Origin of the sequence: Pseudomonas sp. WSY_20 (assembly GCF_043104335.1) — a bacterium.
GTDB lineage: Bacteria > Pseudomonadota > Gammaproteobacteria > Pseudomonadales > Pseudomonadaceae > Aquipseudomonas > Aquipseudomonas parafulva_B.
This window is the reverse complement of sequence record NZ_JBICKP010000030.1, coordinates 23,815-39,471: the sequence shown is the minus strand read 5'-3', so window position 1 is coordinate 39,471 and position 15,657 is coordinate 23,815. Positions and strand designations below refer to the sequence as shown.

Annotated in this window: 10 protein-coding genes; 9 read left to right on the top strand and 1 reads right to left on the bottom strand. The window is 62.4% G+C overall.

Features of this window, described 5'->3' with window-relative positions; genetic code table 11:
- Positions 1-31 precede the first annotated feature (31 nt).
- The 7 genes from hutC (at position 32) to hutG (ending at position 8,251) form a co-directional block, all read left to right on the top strand.
- The gene (gene hutC, locus ACF8E5_RS08680) at positions 32-742 is read left to right on the top strand and encodes a histidine utilization repressor (protein ID WP_173645899.1); all 711 of its coding nucleotides are present in this window, start codon (positions 32-34) and stop codon (positions 740-742) included.
- The gene (locus tag ACF8E5_RS08675) at positions 739-1,308 is read left to right on the top strand and encodes a HutD family protein (RefSeq protein WP_196186586.1); all 570 of its coding nucleotides are present in this window, start codon (positions 739-741) and stop codon (positions 1,306-1,308) included. Before hutC ends, ACF8E5_RS08675 begins: the two co-directional genes overlap by 4 nt.
- A gap of 135 nt (positions 1,309-1,443) precedes the next feature.
- Positions 1,444-3,117 carry a urocanate hydratase gene (gene hutU / locus ACF8E5_RS08670; protein ID WP_058604267.1) on the top strand — a complete coding sequence of 558 codons (1,674 nt, stop codon included), beginning with the start codon at positions 1,444-1,446 and terminating at the stop codon, positions 3,115-3,117.
- A gap of 95 nt (positions 3,118-3,212) precedes the next feature.
- Positions 3,213-4,745, top strand: coding sequence for a histidine ammonia-lyase (gene hutH / locus ACF8E5_RS08665; RefSeq protein WP_058639862.1), 1,533 nt, complete (start codon positions 3,213-3,215; stop codon positions 4,743-4,745).
- A gap of 67 nt (positions 4,746-4,812) precedes the next feature.
- Complete coding sequence (locus ACF8E5_RS08660) at positions 4,813-6,216, top strand: amino acid permease (RefSeq protein ID WP_058639863.1); 1,404 nt, start codon at positions 4,813-4,815, stop codon at positions 6,214-6,216.
- A gap of 15 nt (positions 6,217-6,231) precedes the next feature.
- The gene (gene hutI, locus ACF8E5_RS08655) at positions 6,232-7,437 is read left to right on the top strand and encodes an imidazolonepropionase (RefSeq protein ID WP_145253749.1); all 1,206 of its coding nucleotides are present in this window, start codon (positions 6,232-6,234) and stop codon (positions 7,435-7,437) included.
- A 10-nt stretch (positions 7,438-7,447) separates the two neighbouring features.
- Positions 7,448-8,251: an N-formylglutamate deformylase gene (gene hutG / locus ACF8E5_RS08650; protein ID WP_058639865.1), complete on the top strand. Its 804-nt coding sequence runs from the start codon at positions 7,448-7,450 to the stop codon at positions 8,249-8,251.
- Between the two features lie 48 nt (positions 8,252-8,299).
- Here hutG and ACF8E5_RS08645 read toward each other — a convergent pair whose 3' ends face one another.
- Positions 8,300-13,822, bottom strand: coding sequence for a dermonecrotic toxin domain-containing protein (locus ACF8E5_RS08645; RefSeq protein ID WP_230384498.1), 5,523 nt, complete (start codon positions 13,820-13,822; stop codon positions 8,300-8,302).
- Positions 13,823-14,003: 181 nt separating this feature from the next.
- Here ACF8E5_RS08645 and pip point away from each other — a divergent pair, with 181 nt between their 5' ends.
- Entirely contained in the window at positions 14,004-14,975 is a 972-nt protein-coding gene (gene pip, locus ACF8E5_RS08640) for a prolyl aminopeptidase (RefSeq protein WP_058604272.1), read from the top strand.
- Positions 14,972-15,409, top strand: coding sequence for a D-aminoacyl-tRNA deacylase (gene dtd / locus ACF8E5_RS08635; RefSeq protein ID WP_058604273.1), 438 nt, complete (start codon positions 14,972-14,974; stop codon positions 15,407-15,409). The genes pip and dtd overlap by 4 nt, the downstream gene beginning before the upstream one ends.
- Positions 15,410-15,657 lie beyond the last annotated feature (248 nt).

The following is a 15,657-nucleotide window of genomic DNA, read 5'->3' as shown; positions in this document are numbered from 1 at the left end:
GACACCTCCTGTCAACGCGCTGGTTGCCCCCATGGGCGAGGGCCCGGCGCCGCTGTACGCGCGGGTCAAACAGATGATCAAGCAGCACATTGATGACGGTAGCTGGCCGCCGCATCACCGTGTGCCATCGGAAAGCGAACTGGTCAGCCAACTGGGCTTCAGCCGCATGACCATCAATCGCGCCCTGCGCGAGCTCACAGCCGAAGGGCTGTTGGTGCGCATGCAAGGTGTCGGCACCTTCGTAGCCGAACCCAAAGGCCGCTCGGCGCTGTTCGAAGTGAACAACATCGCCGATGAAATCGCCGCGCGTGGGCATCGGCATAGTTGTCAGGTCGTGGTGCTTGCCGAGGAAGCGGCAGGTTCCGAGCGAGCGCTGGCCTTGAACATGCGCGAAGGCCAGCGGGTGTTTCATTCGCTGATCGTGCATTTCGAGAACGATACCCCGGTGCAGATCGAGGATCGCTACGTCAACGCGGCCGTGGCGCCCGAATATCTGCTGCAGGACTTCACCCGTCAAACGCCTTATGCCTATCTGTCCCAGGTAGCCCCACTGACAGAGGGTGAGCATGTGGTCGAGGCGATCCTGGCAGAGCCCGAGGAGTGCCAACTCCTGCAAATCGAACGCGGCGAGCCATGCCTGCTCATCCGCCGCCGTACCTGGTCCGGGCGCCAGCCGGTCACGGCCGCGCGGCTGATTCACCCCGGTTCGCGCCACCGCCTGGAAGGACGTTTTGGCAAATGAGCCGAGTGCATGTATTGCAGGCGCGGGGCTACCCGCGCATGGCCTGGAAAAACGGCGGCGGCTTCACCGAGGAAATCGCCCGTGACCAAGGCCAGGGCCTGGACGGTTTCGGCTGGCGCCTGTCGATTGCCGATATCCAGGCGTCGGGTGCCTTTTCGAGCTTCGCCGGCTACCAGCGGATCATCACCGTGCTGCAGGGCGATGGCATGCGTCTGTTGGTAGACGGCCAACCCAGCCGGCCGTTGGTGCCCTTCGACGGGTTTGCATTCGACGGGGCAAGCGAGGTCGATTGCCAACTGATCGGCGGGCCGATTCGTGATTTCAACCTCATCTATGCACCGCAGCGCTATCGGGCACGCTTGCAATGGCTGGAAGGTTTCAATCGTGTGCACACCTCGGCTTCGACCGTGCTGCTGTTTGCCGGCAGCCAAGCGGTAGACGTTAAGGCGGGGCAACAGGCCCTGCAATTGGAGCAGCATGACTGCCTGCAACTGGAAGGCAACGAAGCGTTGCTGGCGTTGGACGTACAGGGGCGGTGCTGCCTGATCGAACTCGATCCCCGTTGAGCTGACCCTGGGCTGGCATCGCTTGCAGCGACACGGTTTGAGAATTTCACTTGTCCATGCTTGTACATACAAGTAAAGATGTGTTTGTATTGCTCCACGACATATCTGCTGCAGCCGACCGCAAAGGACATTCCCGTGACCGACAACAACAAATACCGTGACGTTGAAATCCGTGCCCCGCGTGGCAATACGCTCACTGCCAAAAGCTGGCTGACTGAAGCGCCACTGCGCATGTTGATGAACAACCTCGACCCGCAGGTCGCCGAAAACCCCAAGGAGCTGGTGGTGTACGGTGGCATCGGCCGGGCCGCGCGCAACTGGGACTGCTACGACAAGATCGTCGAAACCCTGACCCGTCTGGAAGACGACGAAACCTTGCTGGTCCAGTCCGGCAAGCCGGTCGGCGTGTTCAAGACCCACAGCAACGCCCCACGCGTGCTGATTGCCAACTCGAACCTGGTCCCTCACTGGGCCAGCTGGGAGCACTTCAACGAACTCGACGCCAAGGGCCTGGCCATGTACGGCCAGATGACCGCGGGCAGCTGGATCTACATCGGTAGCCAGGGCATCGTACAAGGCACTTACGAAACCTTCGTCGAGGCGGGTCGCCAGCACTATGGCGGCAGCCTGAAGGGCAAGTGGGTGCTGACCGCAGGCTTGGGCGGCATGGGTGGGGCCCAGCCATTGGCCGCGACCCTGGCCGGGGCTTGCTCGCTGAACATCGAGTGCCAGCAAAGCCGTATCGATTTCCGCCTGCAAACCCGCTATGTCGATGAGCAGGCCACGGACCTGGACGACGCGCTGGCGCGCATCGCCCGCTACACCGCCGAAGGCAAGGCCATTTCCATTGCCTTGCATGGCAACGCGGCCGAAGTGTTGCCTGAGTTGGTCAGGCGCGGGGTGCGGCCAGACATGGTCACCGACCAGACCAGCGCGCATGACCCGCTCAACGGCTACCTACCTGCCGGCTGGACCTGGGAGCAGTACCGCGACCGCGCCCAGACCGACCCGGTAGCCGTGGTCAAGGCGGCCAAGCAATCGATGGCCGTGCATGTGCAGGCCATGCTCGATTTTCAGCAGCAGGGCGTCCCCACTTTCGACTACGGCAACAACATCCGCCAGATGGCCAAGGAAGAGGGTGTGGCCAACGCGTTCGATTTCCCAGGTTTCGTGCCGGCTTACATTCGCCCACTGTTCTGCCGCGGCATCGGCCCCTTCCGCTGGGCAGCGTTGTCGGGCGATGCCGAAGACATCTACAAGACCGATGCCAAGGTCAAGGAACTGATCCCCGATGACGCCCACCTGCACCGCTGGCTGGACATGGCCCGCGAGCGCATCAGTTTCCAGGGCTTGCCGGCCCGCATCTGCTGGGTAGGGCTGGGGCTACGGGCCAAGCTGGGCCTGGCGTTCAACGAAATGGTGCGCAGTGGTGAGCTGTCGGCACCGATCGTGATCGGACGCGACCACCTCGATTCGGGTTCGGTAGCCAGCCCCAACCGCGAAACCGAGGCCATGCGCGATGGCTCCGACGCGGTCTCCGATTGGCCATTGCTCAATGCCCTGCTCAATACCGCCAGCGGTGCCACCTGGGTGTCGCTGCACCATGGCGGCGGTGTCGGCATGGGCTTCTCCCAGCATTCGGGCATGGTCATCGTCTGTGATGGCAGCGACGAGGCGGCCGCCCGTATCGCTCGCGTGCTGGCCAATGATCCAGGCACCGGTGTCATGCGTCACGCCGATGCCGGTTACGCTATCGCCATTGAGTGCGCGCAAGCGCAGGGGCTGGACCTGCCGATGATCACCGGCTGATCACTGTCCTCTGCAATGCCCCACAAGGTGATACTCAACAACAAGAAGAGGCGGGCTGGCGCTGCCTGCCATGCCTCGCGAACTGGAGTAGCAACGTGACCGAACTTACCCTCAAGCCCGGCTGCCTGACCCTGGCGCAACTGCGCACTGTGCATGCAGGCCCAGTAAGGCTTCAGCTCGACGCCAGCGCCGGCCTGGCCATCGATGCCAGCGTGGCCTGCGTCGAACAGATCATCGCGCAGGACCGTACCGCCTATGGCATCAACACAGGTTTCGGGCTGCTGGCATCGACCCGCATCGCCAGCCACGACCTGGAAAACCTGCAGCGTTCGCTGGTGCTGTCCCATGCTGCCGGGATCGGCGCGCCCCTCGATGACGCTTTGGTCCGATTGATCATGGTGCTGAAGATCAACAGCCTGAGCCGCGGCTTTTCCGGTATTCGCCGCAAGGTCATCGACGCGCTGATCGCGCTGGTCAACGCCGAGGTCTATCCTCACATCCCCCTCAAAGGCTCGGTCGGCGCTTCCGGTGATCTCGCGCCGCTGGCCCACATGTCCCTGGTACTGCTGGGGGAGGGCAAGGCGCGCTATAAGGGCCAGTGGCTTGCGGCTACCGAGGCCCTGGCCATCGCTGGCCTTGAGCCGTTGACCCTGGCCGCCAAAGAGGGGCTCGCCCTGCTCAATGGCACCCAGGCCTCCACGGCCTATGCCCTGCGCGGGCTATTCCATGGCGAGGACCTGTTCGCCGCCGCGGTCACCTGCGGCGCGCTCAGCGTGGAAGCCGCCCTTGGTTCGCGCTCGCCCTTCGATGCCCGTATCCATGAAGTGCGCGGCCAGCGCGGGCAGATCGACACCGCTGCCTGCTTCCGGGACCTGCTGGGGGACACCAGCGAGGTATCGCTCTCGCACCAGAACTGCGACAAGGTCCAGGATCCTTACTCGCTGCGCTGCCAACCACAAGTGATGGGCGCCTGCCTCACCCAACTGCGCCAGGCTGCCGAGGTGCTCGGCGTCGAGGCCAATGCTGTGTCGGACAACCCTTTGGTGTTCGCCGCCGAAGGCGACGTGGTTTCAGGGGGTAATTTCCATGCCGAGCCGGTGGCGATGGCCGCCGACAACATCGCCTTGGCCATCGCCGAAATGGGCTCGTTGAGCGAGCGCCGCATCTCGCTGATGATGGACAAGCACATGTCCCAACTGCCGCCTTTCCTGGTAGAAAACGGTGGGGTCAACTCCGGCTTCATGATTGCCCAGGTCACCGCCGCTGCCCTGGCAAGCGAGAACAAGGCCCTGTCGCATCCCCACAGCGTCGACAGCCTGCCGACCTCCGCCAACCAGGAGGACCATGTGTCAATGGCTCCGGCTGCCGGCAAACGTCTATGGGAAATGGCCGAAAATACCCGGGGCGTGCTGGCGATCGAATGGTTGGGCGCCTGCCAGGGCCTGGATCTGCGCAAAGGGCTCAAGACCTCCGCCAAGCTTGAGCAAGCACGCCAGGCGTTGCGCTGTGAAGTGCCGCACTACGACCGCGACCGGTTCTTTGCACCGGACATCGAAAAGGCCGTGCACCTGCTGGCCGAAGGCAGCCTGACCGCGCTGTTGCCAGCGGGCGTGCTCCCTAGTCTGTAATGCCCTTGGGGGCCTTTGGTGGCGGCCCCCGGATCTCACGACCACAAAAACAATTCAAGGACGTGACATGCAACCTGCACAAGGTCTAAAGCGCGGGCTGACTGCCCGCCACATTCGTTTCATGGCCCTCGGCTCGGCTATCGGTACCGGCCTGTTCTATGGCTCGGCCTCGGCCATCCAGATGGCCGGCCCGGCGGTATTGCTGGCTTACCTGATTGGCGGCGCAGCGGTATTCATGGTCATGCGGGCATTGGGCGAGATGGCCGTACACAACCCCGTAGCCGGGTCGTTCGGTCACTATGCCAGCACCTACCTGGGCCCCATGGCCGGCTTCATCCTCGGCTGGACCTACGCGTTCGAGATGGTCATCGTCGCCATTGCCGACGTGACGGCGTTCGGTATCTACATGGGCTTCTGGTTCCCGGAGGTCGCCCGCTGGACATGGGTGCTGGGCATAGTCTTGTTCATCGGCGCGCTCAACCTGTGCAACGTCAAGGTGTTCGGCGAGCTGGAATTCTGGCTGTCCTTGCTCAAGGTGGGGGCGATCGTGGCCATGATCCTGGCGGGCCTGGGCATCATGGCGTTCGGCTTCAGCCAGGTGGGCAGCGGGCAGGCCGTGGGCCTGGGCAACCTGTTCGACCATGGTGGTTTCATGCCTAACGGTGTCGCCGGGCTGATCGCCTCGTTCGCAGTGGTGATGTTCGCCTTCGGCGGCATCGAGATCATCGGGGTGACCGCAGGCGAGGCCAAGGATCCGCAACGGGTGATTCCCAAGGCGATCAACGCCGTGCCCCTGCGCATCCTGCTGTTCTATGTACTCACCCTGTTCGTGCTGATGTGTCTGTACCCCTGGCCGCAGATTGGCAGCCAGGGCAGCCCCTTCGTGCAGATCTTCAGTAACCTGGGGATCGGCTCTGCGGCTGCGGTGCTGAACGTGGTGGTGATCTCCGCGGCCGTTTCGGCCATCAACAGCGATATCTTCGGTGCGGGCCGCATGATGTATGGTCTGGCCCAGCAGGGGCATGCCCCCAAGGGTTTTAGCCGGCTGTCCAGGCATGGCGTGCCGTGGATGACGGTACTGGTCATGGGGGCAGCGCTGCTGGTTGGCGTACTGCTCAATTACCTGATCCCCGAAAACGTGTTTCTGCTGATCGCCTCGATCGCCACCTTCGCCACCGTCTGGGTCTGGCTGATGATCCTCATCACTCAAGTGGCGATGCGGCGCAGCATGAGCCGCGAGCAGATGGCCGAGCTCAAGTTTCCGGTACCGTTCTGGCCCTGGGGGCCGGCGTTGGCCATTGCCTTCATGGTCTTTGTCTTCGGTGTGCTTGGCTATTTCCCCGACACCCAGGCGGCGTTGCTGGTCGGCATGGTCTGGCTGGTCTTTCTGGTGGCGTCCTACCTGCTGTGGTGCAAGCCGCGGACAGGACAGGGCGCGCCAGTGGCCGAAGCCGCCGAGCTGCATCGCTAGCAAAGGAGAACCTGCATGAAAACCCTCTGGCAGCACTGCCATGTGGCAACCATGGCCGAAGGCCGTTATTCGATCATCGAAGACGCCGCCATCGTGACCGGTGGTGGGCGAATCCTGTGGATCGGCCCACGTGCCGACTGGGCAGTCGAAGGGGCCGAGCAGACGGTGGACCTGGGTGGTGCCTGGGTAACGCCCGGGCTGATCGATTGCCACACGCACGCGGTATTCGGCGGCAACCGCAGCGGCGAGTTCGAACAGCGGCTGCAAGGTGTGAGCTATGCCGAGATCGCCGCGCAGGGCGGGGGCATTGCCAGTACCGTGAGGGCCACCCGCGCCGCCAGTGAAGACATGCTGTTCGCCAGCGCCCAGCAGCGCGTCCAGGCGTTGATGCGCGATGGCGTGACCACCCTGGAGATCAAGTCCGGTTACGGCCTGGACCTGGCCAACGAGCGCAAGATGCTGCGTGTAGCCCGACGTCTGGGTGACGAGCTGGGTATCACGGTTCGGGCCACGTGTCTGGCAGCCCACGCCTTACCGCCGGAATACGCCGAACGCAGCGACGACTACATTGCCCACATCTGCAATGACATGCTGCCGGCATTGGCAGCAGAAGGGCTGGTGGATGCGGTGGATGCCTTCTGCGAACACTTGGCCTTCTCACCCGCACAGGTTGAACGCTTGTTCATCAAGGCGCAGCAATTGGGTTTGCCGGTCAAGCTGCACGCGGAACAATTGTCCTCCTTGCACGGCTCCAGCCTGGCTGCCCGCTACCAGGCACTGTCGGCCGATCACCTGGAATTCATGACAGAAGAAGATGCCATGGCCATGGCAGCGGCTGGCACCGTGGCCGTCTTGTTGCCCGGCGCGTTCTACTTTCTGCGCGAAACCCAGCTTCCGCCAATGGACGCCCTGCGCCGGCACGGCGTGAAAGTCGCCCTGGCCAGCGACCTGAACCCGGGCACTTCGCCGGGCCTGTCGCTGCGGCTAATGCTGAACATGGGCTGCACCCTGATGCGCATGACGCCTGAAGAAGCCCTTGCCGGTGTCACCACCCATGCGGCGCACGCGCTGGGCATGGGAAGCAGCCATGGCACCCTTGAAACGGGCAAGGCTGCGGACTTCGTTGCCTGGCAAATAGAACGCCCTGCCGACCTGGCCTATTGGCTTGGCGGCGACCTGCCCAAGCGCGTGGTGCGCGGCGGCCATGAACGTGATATCTGAGCGAGGCGAGATGGACAAGGTACTGAGCTTTCACCAGGGTCAATTGCCGCTGTTGATCAGCATTCCCCATGCGGGCCTGAAGCTGACCCCGGCAGTGGCCGATGGCCTGGTCGACCAGGCGCGCAGCCTGCCCGATACGGACTGGCACATTCCCCGTCTGTACGATTTCGCCCAGGCGCTGGGCGCCAGCGTACTGACGGCCGAGTATTCGCGTTTCGTCATCGACCTCAACCGCCCGGAGGACGATAAGCCGCTGTATGCAGGGGCCACCACCGGGCTCTATCCGGACACCCTCTTTGAGGGTGAACCTTTGTTCAAGGAGGGGCTGGCGCCAAGCCCGGCAGAGCGCAAGCACTACCTTGAGCACATCTGGCACCCTTATCACAGGGCAATCAGGCATGAGCTGGCACGCTTGCGTGAGACGTTTGGCTATGTCTTGCTCTGGGACGCCCACTCCATCCGCTCGCACATTCCTCGGCTGTTCGACGGCAAGCTGCCGGACTTCAACCTCGGGACCTTCAACGATGCGAGTTGCGACCCGAGCCTGGCCCAGCGGCTGACGCACGTCTGCCAACAGGCACAAGGTTACGATCATGTGCTCAATGGGCGCTTCAAGGGCGGGCACATCACCCGTCACTACGGCAACCCAGCCGCTCACGTTCACGCCGTCCAACTGGAGCTCGCGCAAAGCACCTACATGCAAGAGCGTGAACCTTTTACCTACCGTGAAGACTTGGCACGCCCAACCCAGGCGGTGCTCAAGCAGCTGCTGGAGGCGCTGCTGGCATGGGGCCAGGCGCGTTATCGCAACTGAAGCCAGTCGGCCAGGCAGCGCGCGGTGCACGCGCGGCCTGGTCTATCGTCAGTCTTTGGCGACCTCCTTGAGCGTGAGCTCGCGCAGCAGTGCCTGCTCCTCGAGCTCCCGGTCCACTTGCAAGCCTTGTTGCAAGACCACCTCTTCCTGCAGCGGATGGCTGGTATTGGCCAGTTCCATCACCCGCTGGCGGTACCGGTTCTCAATTTCCTCGAACCGCTCGGCGTATTCACCGCGAAGGCGCTGGGTCCAGTCCTGGTTGGACAGCAGGTAATCGATGAAGGCTTCGCTGTGTTCGCGCTTGCGCACGTGTTCGAGAACGCTCGAAAGCTCATCGGCTGCCAGGTTGGCAGCACTTCGGAAACGCATACGGTCAGCGATGGGCAGCTCGAGTTCCTTGGCCAGCTCGCGGCGGTAGGCCAGGCGCACCGAAACCAGATCCCCCGGTATCGCGCGGTGCTGGGCAAGGCGTTCGAGTTCCTCTACCCGGAACAGCTGCAGCAGCCTTTGACGCATCTGCTGCAGGCTATCCCCCGCATCAATCACGACACGTTGATGCATCAGGTACAACTCGATGTTGTTGAACGCCTGAAGCGCACCGTCATGGCAAGTTTGTGCGCCACTCTCGTCAGGCAGCGCCTCTACAGCGATGCTTTCCAGCAATGGCCGCTCGGCCGGGTTGCTCGCCGCCGCGACCAGCATCAGTCGCACCCGTTCGCAGAAGCTGCCCCGGGTGGCAGGCTCCACATAAGGGGCCGCGTTTTGCAAACGGCCTGCCAGGCGCAGCAAGTCGCTGCCTGCAAGCGCCTCCCAGCATGCCTGCAAAGATTCATTTTGCAGTGCATTTCCCAGCATCCACGACTCCATCCGGGGGGTATCGTCACTGGCCACCGGGAAATGCGGGTGGTCCAGGGAGCCATCACTGGAACCGTCGGTGAGCAGTAGATCGTTGGGAATGTCCAGGGCGAAGGAGAAGCTGTGGTGGCTGTCCGAAAACGTACGGACCCGCTGGATGGTTGCAGCTGGCAGCGGGTTGTCGAGCAAGGACACGGAAGAAATCGGAATGGCGTTATCCAGATTCGACAGGATATGGTCTGGCAGTTCGGTGATGTTGTTCGAGCTGAGGTCCAGCAATTCGAGCGGCAGCAATTGATCGCACCAGCTTGGCCAGCCCTGCAGGTCCATGTTGCTCAGCACCAGGGACTGCAGATTCGCCGCGAGGTGAGCAGGGACGTGGTTGATGGCGCCCACCCGGTTGCCCGACAGGTCCAGTGAGGTGAGGTGGGGCAGGCGACCAAAGATCTCGAACATGGGTTGGTCGATTTCCAGGTTCATGTTGCGCAGTTCCAGGTACTCCAGCGCTGGCAAGCGCAGCAAGGCGGTAGGCAGTGTCGATTGCGGCGCTTGATGACCGTCTATGGTCAAGCGCGTGATACCTGGAAAGCGACTGAGCAACTCATCGAGCTGCGCAGTCGTGCCCCGCAGGCGAGTCAAGGCCAGGGCGCGAACACGCTCGCCAAAGAATGGCGGCAGGCGTCTGGGGAAGTGCTCAATCGACACGTCTTCCAGTTGCAGCCTGAGGTATCGATGGCCCTGTTCCTGATGCGTCCAGAAATCGTTGATCGCCGTTTCAATGCGCTGACGCTCGGCCAGGGCGGTTTGTGTCAAAGGGTTGCTGGAACTCGATGCCTGCGCCCAGCCTTCGAGCGCTTCTCGTACCTGCGAGCGCTCGTTGCGCAGGCGCGTGATTCCCTCGATAAGCGACGGCGGTTGGTCCACGCGAATGCCGGAAGTGTCCAGTTGCTCGTTCATAAGCAAACGCTGCACGTGAATTTCGTTTATAGGGTTGCCTTCAAGATTGATGACCGGCGGCAGGCGAAGTGATTCGGCTTCGTGCAGCAGGAACGTTGGCAGCGTGAGCAGGTTATTGTCGCGCAGCGACAGCTCACCGATGCGGCTCAAGGCGTCGCTGCCGATGCCCATTGGCCATTGCGACAGCTGCATGCGGTCGAGCCCGAGGTAATTGAGTGTGAGCGCGTGGAAGCTCGGACGGTTATTCTGCGCCAGGCGGTTCCCGGAGAGGTCTAGATGACGCAGCTGGCGGGCGCCGGCCAGCATATCTAGGTCGCTGGAGGACAAGGCAATGTTCTGGTTGGTCAGTACCAGGCGCTGCAACTGTGGCAGGTTCTCCAGAATGATGGATATGCTGAACATGAATGCCGAGGGTGTTGCCCGGGGTGTGTAGGGACGGTCGATTTCCAATGCCTCGAGTTGCGGCATCTGACGGAGCAGGCGTTGCAGCAAACGCTCGTTCTGCGCCCAACTGGCCATCGCGCCTGAGGGCAGGTCATACAAGATCAGGCTGCTCACTCGCTGGTAGAAGAACTCGGGTAAGTTCAGCGGAATATCAGCCAGAGAGATATGCGCCAGGCGTAACACGGCCGAGCTCCGGTCGCCTTCGTCCAACGCCGTGTCATACCAGAACTGCACGATCGCCTCGCGCAATGCGTCGTAGTTGCGTGCTGCCTCGTCGGTCGGCGGCGAGATGGCCTCGCTCCAGTCATCGAGCCTGCTTTGCAGTTCGGTGCGCTGTTCGGCCAAGCGTTGCAGGTGCTCGAAAATCTGCAGGCGGGTGCGGCCGCCACTGGCCAGCGTATTGATCACTTGATCGGCAGAGCGGCCGGTACGCTGCGCCAACTCCAGTGCCTCGACCGCTGCAATGAGTTGTGAGTGAGAGACCGCATGGGCTTGCGGGCCACCGCCGCTCAGCGGATACCCCAGGCGACCATCGGCAAGGCGCATGGGTGAGCGATAGCCGGGGCGCACCGGCCGCATGCCCAGAACCTTGCGCAAGGCTGGGCGAGGCAGCAGCGGGCTTTCCTGCATCAGGTGCTGCAGGGCCGGCGCGTCAGCCGCGCCGAGTTTTGCCATGACCTCTGGCAGCGCCGCGTGCAGCGCGGTAAAGAGGTCCGGATGTGCCGTTATCAGCCGAGATGGATCGTCTTGATCCTGGACGATGTACCCCGCATGGGCATGGATGATGGTTACGCGGGGGCTGCCTTGCTCGGGGCCGACTGCCTCGGCTTGAGTGGGCCAGGACCCACCCCTTACGATTTGTAGTCTGGTTTCGGCAGGCCATTTGCTGAGTGTGGGCAGGGTGTGCAGCACCAGTCGATCGCTGTCCCAGCCTTGAGCCCCTACCAGGAACAACCCCTCGTAAGCCCGCGCCAGACGGACCTGTTGCAGATAAACACGAACTTCCTCACTCAGCCGCAGCGGCACCCTACCGCTTGCCAGCACGCCTCGTTCGTTGGCATTGGCGCTGCTTACCAGCTCGTCGGCAATGGCGGCTGGAAGACCGGGGTATGCACGCATGATCGGTTCGGCATCGGGCAGTTGGGCCGATGTCATGCGGCTGTAGGCTCTGAAAAATTCGGTTGATCGGTCTGCCGTGGTGGGCAACTGGCTTATCGACTGGTCAAGCTTGAATCGCTGCAGCGTGTCTTGTAGCAACGCAGGCAACCGCTCGTTCTCCACCAGCGCCCTGCGCACGGCATCTTCGTCCGTGTCACTGATCTTTAGCATTCGTCGCAGCGTCGGCTCATCGAAGTCGGCACTCAGGTGCCCCATTCTTTGCAACAGTGTCGAACCTGTCCAGGTAGCTGGGCGGTCCGTGACCAGTATCCACGCGCCAGCGCCATTATGGCGCAGCGGTGGCTGATAGCGATGCTCGCCGCGTGGGTGTTGCAGCCGGTATTGGCCGGTGCCAGCGTCTGACACGACCCGATACTGGCGGCCCTGCAGTATCAGCCGTTGTTGACCCTCATGCACCAACAGGCCCTGCTCATTGGGCACCCCTGGCTGCGGCAGTGGGTCCTGGATTTGATAGGGCGTGAGATCAGGTTTCCACAGACTTACCTGCCCATCAGGCATGCCCACGTCTTCCAGCACCTCGATGAATGACGGGGTTTCTACGGGAGTGCGCGCGTCACCGGGTTCGTCGTCGGGTTCCTCGACGATGGGTTCGTCGCCCTCGGAGGCTTCCGATGTTCCCTTGAGCGCATGGCCAGCAGCTGCCAGCGCAGCCATGACCGCTACGTTCTCGACGACATCGACCAGATAGTCGTAAGCCGTGTCGCGCTCGTCTGCTTCCCAGGCTTCGATGCCCTCATACACTTCATGGGCTAGCTGGACGATACCCACCAGTAGCATGGCCTCACCGAGGCCAGGCACGAAGAAGCCGGCGATGTTCAGTGCCAGTAATGCGCGCTCGGCAATGAGTTCGCGGTGAGCCTGGGCCGCACGCCGGTCGACGATCTCGGTTGGAACGGCGTGAAAGAGAATGTCCTGTTCATGACGTTCCACCTTGCGAAAAGCCATGAGCCCCTCAAACGCGTGACTGAAAGGCGTTTGAACGGGATAGAGCCTGGCATTGGGATCGAGTACGGGCTCGTACACGCCGCGAGTACTCCAGCCCAGCGGCATCAGACGCGCTTGCAGGCGCTGTCGAACCATCGCCTTGTCGCGCTCGGGCACATGCTTGTCCAGGTAGCCCATGTCGGCCTGAAGCCGATCCCGCAGCGCGTCATGCATGGCCTGCGTATCAGCGAACTCCTTGAGAGGAGTATGCTCGTCGGCGGGAATGTACAGCGCAACGCGGCTATCGGTAGTCGATTGCGTGTCGATGGCCACTACCCCCGTCAGTACGCAGCCCCAGAGTTGCAGCTCGCTGAACCTGATCCCTGAGGCGTAAGGGTCCAGCTTTTGATCAAGCGGCACTGCCAGCGCGGCGGTGTAGAACGTCTCGCTGATATCGCCCTTCAAGCGAGCGTAATGCAGGGACTGCCGCCAGGCCGACCCCTCTGCCCGTCCCAGTGTTTGATACACCTCCAAGGCCACCTCGTCGGCACTGCGGTCGGCCGTTGCGGCCGGGTAATAGATCGCGTGGATCAGGTCGTGATATTTCCTACCAATGTCCAGCGTTCGACACAGGTCGGCGAAGGCCTCTGCCGGTATATCCAGCGCATTGGTGATGGGCACGGTGCCCATGAAGCGTCGGTGGTCGAGAATCACCGATTTTTTCAAGAGCGCGTCGGGTGCATCCATGCCCCCCTCAACGGCGGCCGATGCCTCGAAATTATGCAGGGCTGCCTGAAGCAGTGAGCGGGTCGCCCGTTCCACGGCCTGCCGCCCGTCCAGGGCGTTGTGCTCCTTGATCAGGCGCGCGTCCACCAGGTAGCTCCGGTCGACATCGACCTGCAGACCAAAGCGTTCAGCGATGGCTTCGGTCAACGCCTTTCTAGCATAGCTCTTCAGGTCTGCAACCTGCTCGAACAGCGCCGCGACCTGCGCTTGGTGTTGACGGTGCTGAGCATGTTCCATGCTCCAGGCACGCGCGATGGCCGGTTGCTCTGTAATCGCTGACGCCAGCCAGGCAGGTGCCTGCCGCCAGTTGCGCAAGGCTTGATGCGTCTGGGCCGGGCTCTTTTTCAGCCACTGGGGGATGCGCTTGGCGATGGTGGAGTAATGGACACCTTGTAAGGGTAGGGTATCGCTGGTTGGGGTGGGCATTTCGTAGTCCTCAGCACGATGGGGTGAAGGACTCTGTAGGGCCGGGGACGGAGAAAGGAGGTAGATATGTCTGCCTGGCAACTGTATCGGGCCAGGCATGGAGTTGATGTACAAGCATGCTCTGCGCTCAATTCAGGTTTATGATGGCTCACGGCCGAACAACCTTCACACGGAGTGCGCAATGCAGACCCTCTACCCGCAGATCAAACCCTACGCCCGGCACGATCTGGCCGTGGAAGCGCCACACGTGCTGTACGTCGATGAAAGCGGCTCACCCGAAGGTTTGCCGGTGCTCTTCATTCATGGCGGCCCGGGTGCAGGCTGCGATGCCCAGAGCCGGTGCTATTTCGATCCCACCCTGTACCGCATCATCACCTTCGACCAGCGCGGCTGCGGCCGCTCCACTCCCCATGCCAGCCTGGAAAACAACACCACCTGGCACCTGGTGGAGGACATGGAGCGCATCCGTGAACACCTGGGCATCGACAAGTGGGTACTGTTCGGCGGCTCATGGGGCTCCACGCTCGCCCTGGCCTACGCCCAGACCCACCCTGAACGCGTGCATGGCCTGATCCTGCGCGGGATCTTCCTGTGCAGGCCTCAGGAGATACAGTGGTTCTACCAGGAAGGTGCCAGCCGCCTGTTCCCGGACTACTGGCAGGACTACATTGCGCCCATTCCACCGGAGGAGCGCGGCGATTTGGTCAGCGCGTTCCACAAGCGCCTGACCGGTTCTGACCAGATTGCCCAGATGCACGCGGCCAAGGCATGGTCCACCTGGGAGGGCCGTACGGCCACGCTGCGGCCCAACCCCCTGGTGGTGGATCGCTTCTCCGAGCCGCAACGGGCCTTGTCCATCGCCCGCATCGAATGCCACTACTTCATGAACAACGCCTTTCTCGAGCCTAACCAGCTGGTGCGCGACCTGCCCAGGATCGCCCACCTGCCAGCGGTGATCGTGCACGGGCGCTACGATGTGATCTGCCCACTGGACAACGCTTGGGAGCTGCACCAGGCGTGGCCGAACAGCGAATTGAAGGTGATTCGTGATGCCGGGCATGCCGCCTCCGAACCGGGCATTACCGATGCCCTGGTGCGCGCAGCCGACCAGATGGCCAGGCGCCTGCTCGACTTGCCCCTGGAAGAAGCATGAAGGGCCTGTTGCAACGGGTGCGCAACGCGCGGGTGGAAGTGCAGGGCCAGGTCATTGGCGCTGTTGAGCAAGGCCTGCTGGTACTGGTGGCCGTGGAGCCGGACGACACCCGCGAGCATGCCGACAAGCTGCTGCACAAGTTGTTGAACTACCGCGTGTTCAGCGATGAGCAGGGCAAGATGAACCTGTCGTTGAAAGAGGTGGGTGGCGGTCTGCTGCTGGTCTCGCAATTCACACTAGCGGCCGACACCCGCAACGGCATGCGACCCAGCTTTTCCACGGCGGCACCCCCGGCCCTGGGGGCCGAGCTGTTCGACTACCTGGTGACGCAAGCCAGAGGCCGCCATGCCGACGTTGCTACCGGTCAATTCGGTGCCGATATGCAGGTGCACCTCGTCAATGATGGCCCTGTAACGCTACTGTTACAAATTTAAGGTTAAAAAAGCCGCTTTCCTGAATGAATAAGCGGTTCTATACCATAAATAGTTGTTGCAGCCTGATGCGTTGTCACGCGACCTGCTGGATAATCGCGCGCTGCATGAGGCCTGCGTTCGCAGGCCCGTTTCACTCTGACTCGAGCATTGTCCGTAGCCGTTTGGGGAATCATTACGCCCTTACGGGGTCCGAACAGTGCTCGCCAACCCGGCATTTGTCGCTGGCCGTTGGTTTCATGATCTGTTTT

Coding starts and splice junctions, on each gene's coding strand:
- hutC (WP_173645899.1), top strand. CDS start 32: ATGGGCGAGGGCCCGGCGCCGCTGTACGCGCGGGTCAAACAGATGATC.
- ACF8E5_RS08675 (WP_196186586.1), top strand. CDS start 739: ATGAGCCGAGTGCATGTATTGCAGGCGCGGGGCTACCCGCGCATGGCC.
- ACF8E5_RS08660 (WP_058639863.1), top strand. CDS start 4,813: ATGCAACCTGCACAAGGTCTAAAGCGCGGGCTGACTGCCCGCCACATT.
- hutI (WP_145253749.1), top strand. CDS start 6,232: ATGAAAACCCTCTGGCAGCACTGCCATGTGGCAACCATGGCCGAAGGC.
- hutG (WP_058639865.1), top strand. CDS start 7,448: ATGGACAAGGTACTGAGCTTTCACCAGGGTCAATTGCCGCTGTTGATC.
- ACF8E5_RS08645 (WP_230384498.1), bottom strand. CDS start 13,822: ATGCCCACCCCAACCAGCGATACCCTACCCTTACAAGGTGTCCATTAC.
- pip (WP_058604272.1), top strand. CDS start 14,004: ATGCAGACCCTCTACCCGCAGATCAAACCCTACGCCCGGCACGATCTG.
- dtd (WP_058604273.1), top strand. CDS start 14,972: ATGAAGGGCCTGTTGCAACGGGTGCGCAACGCGCGGGTGGAAGTGCAG.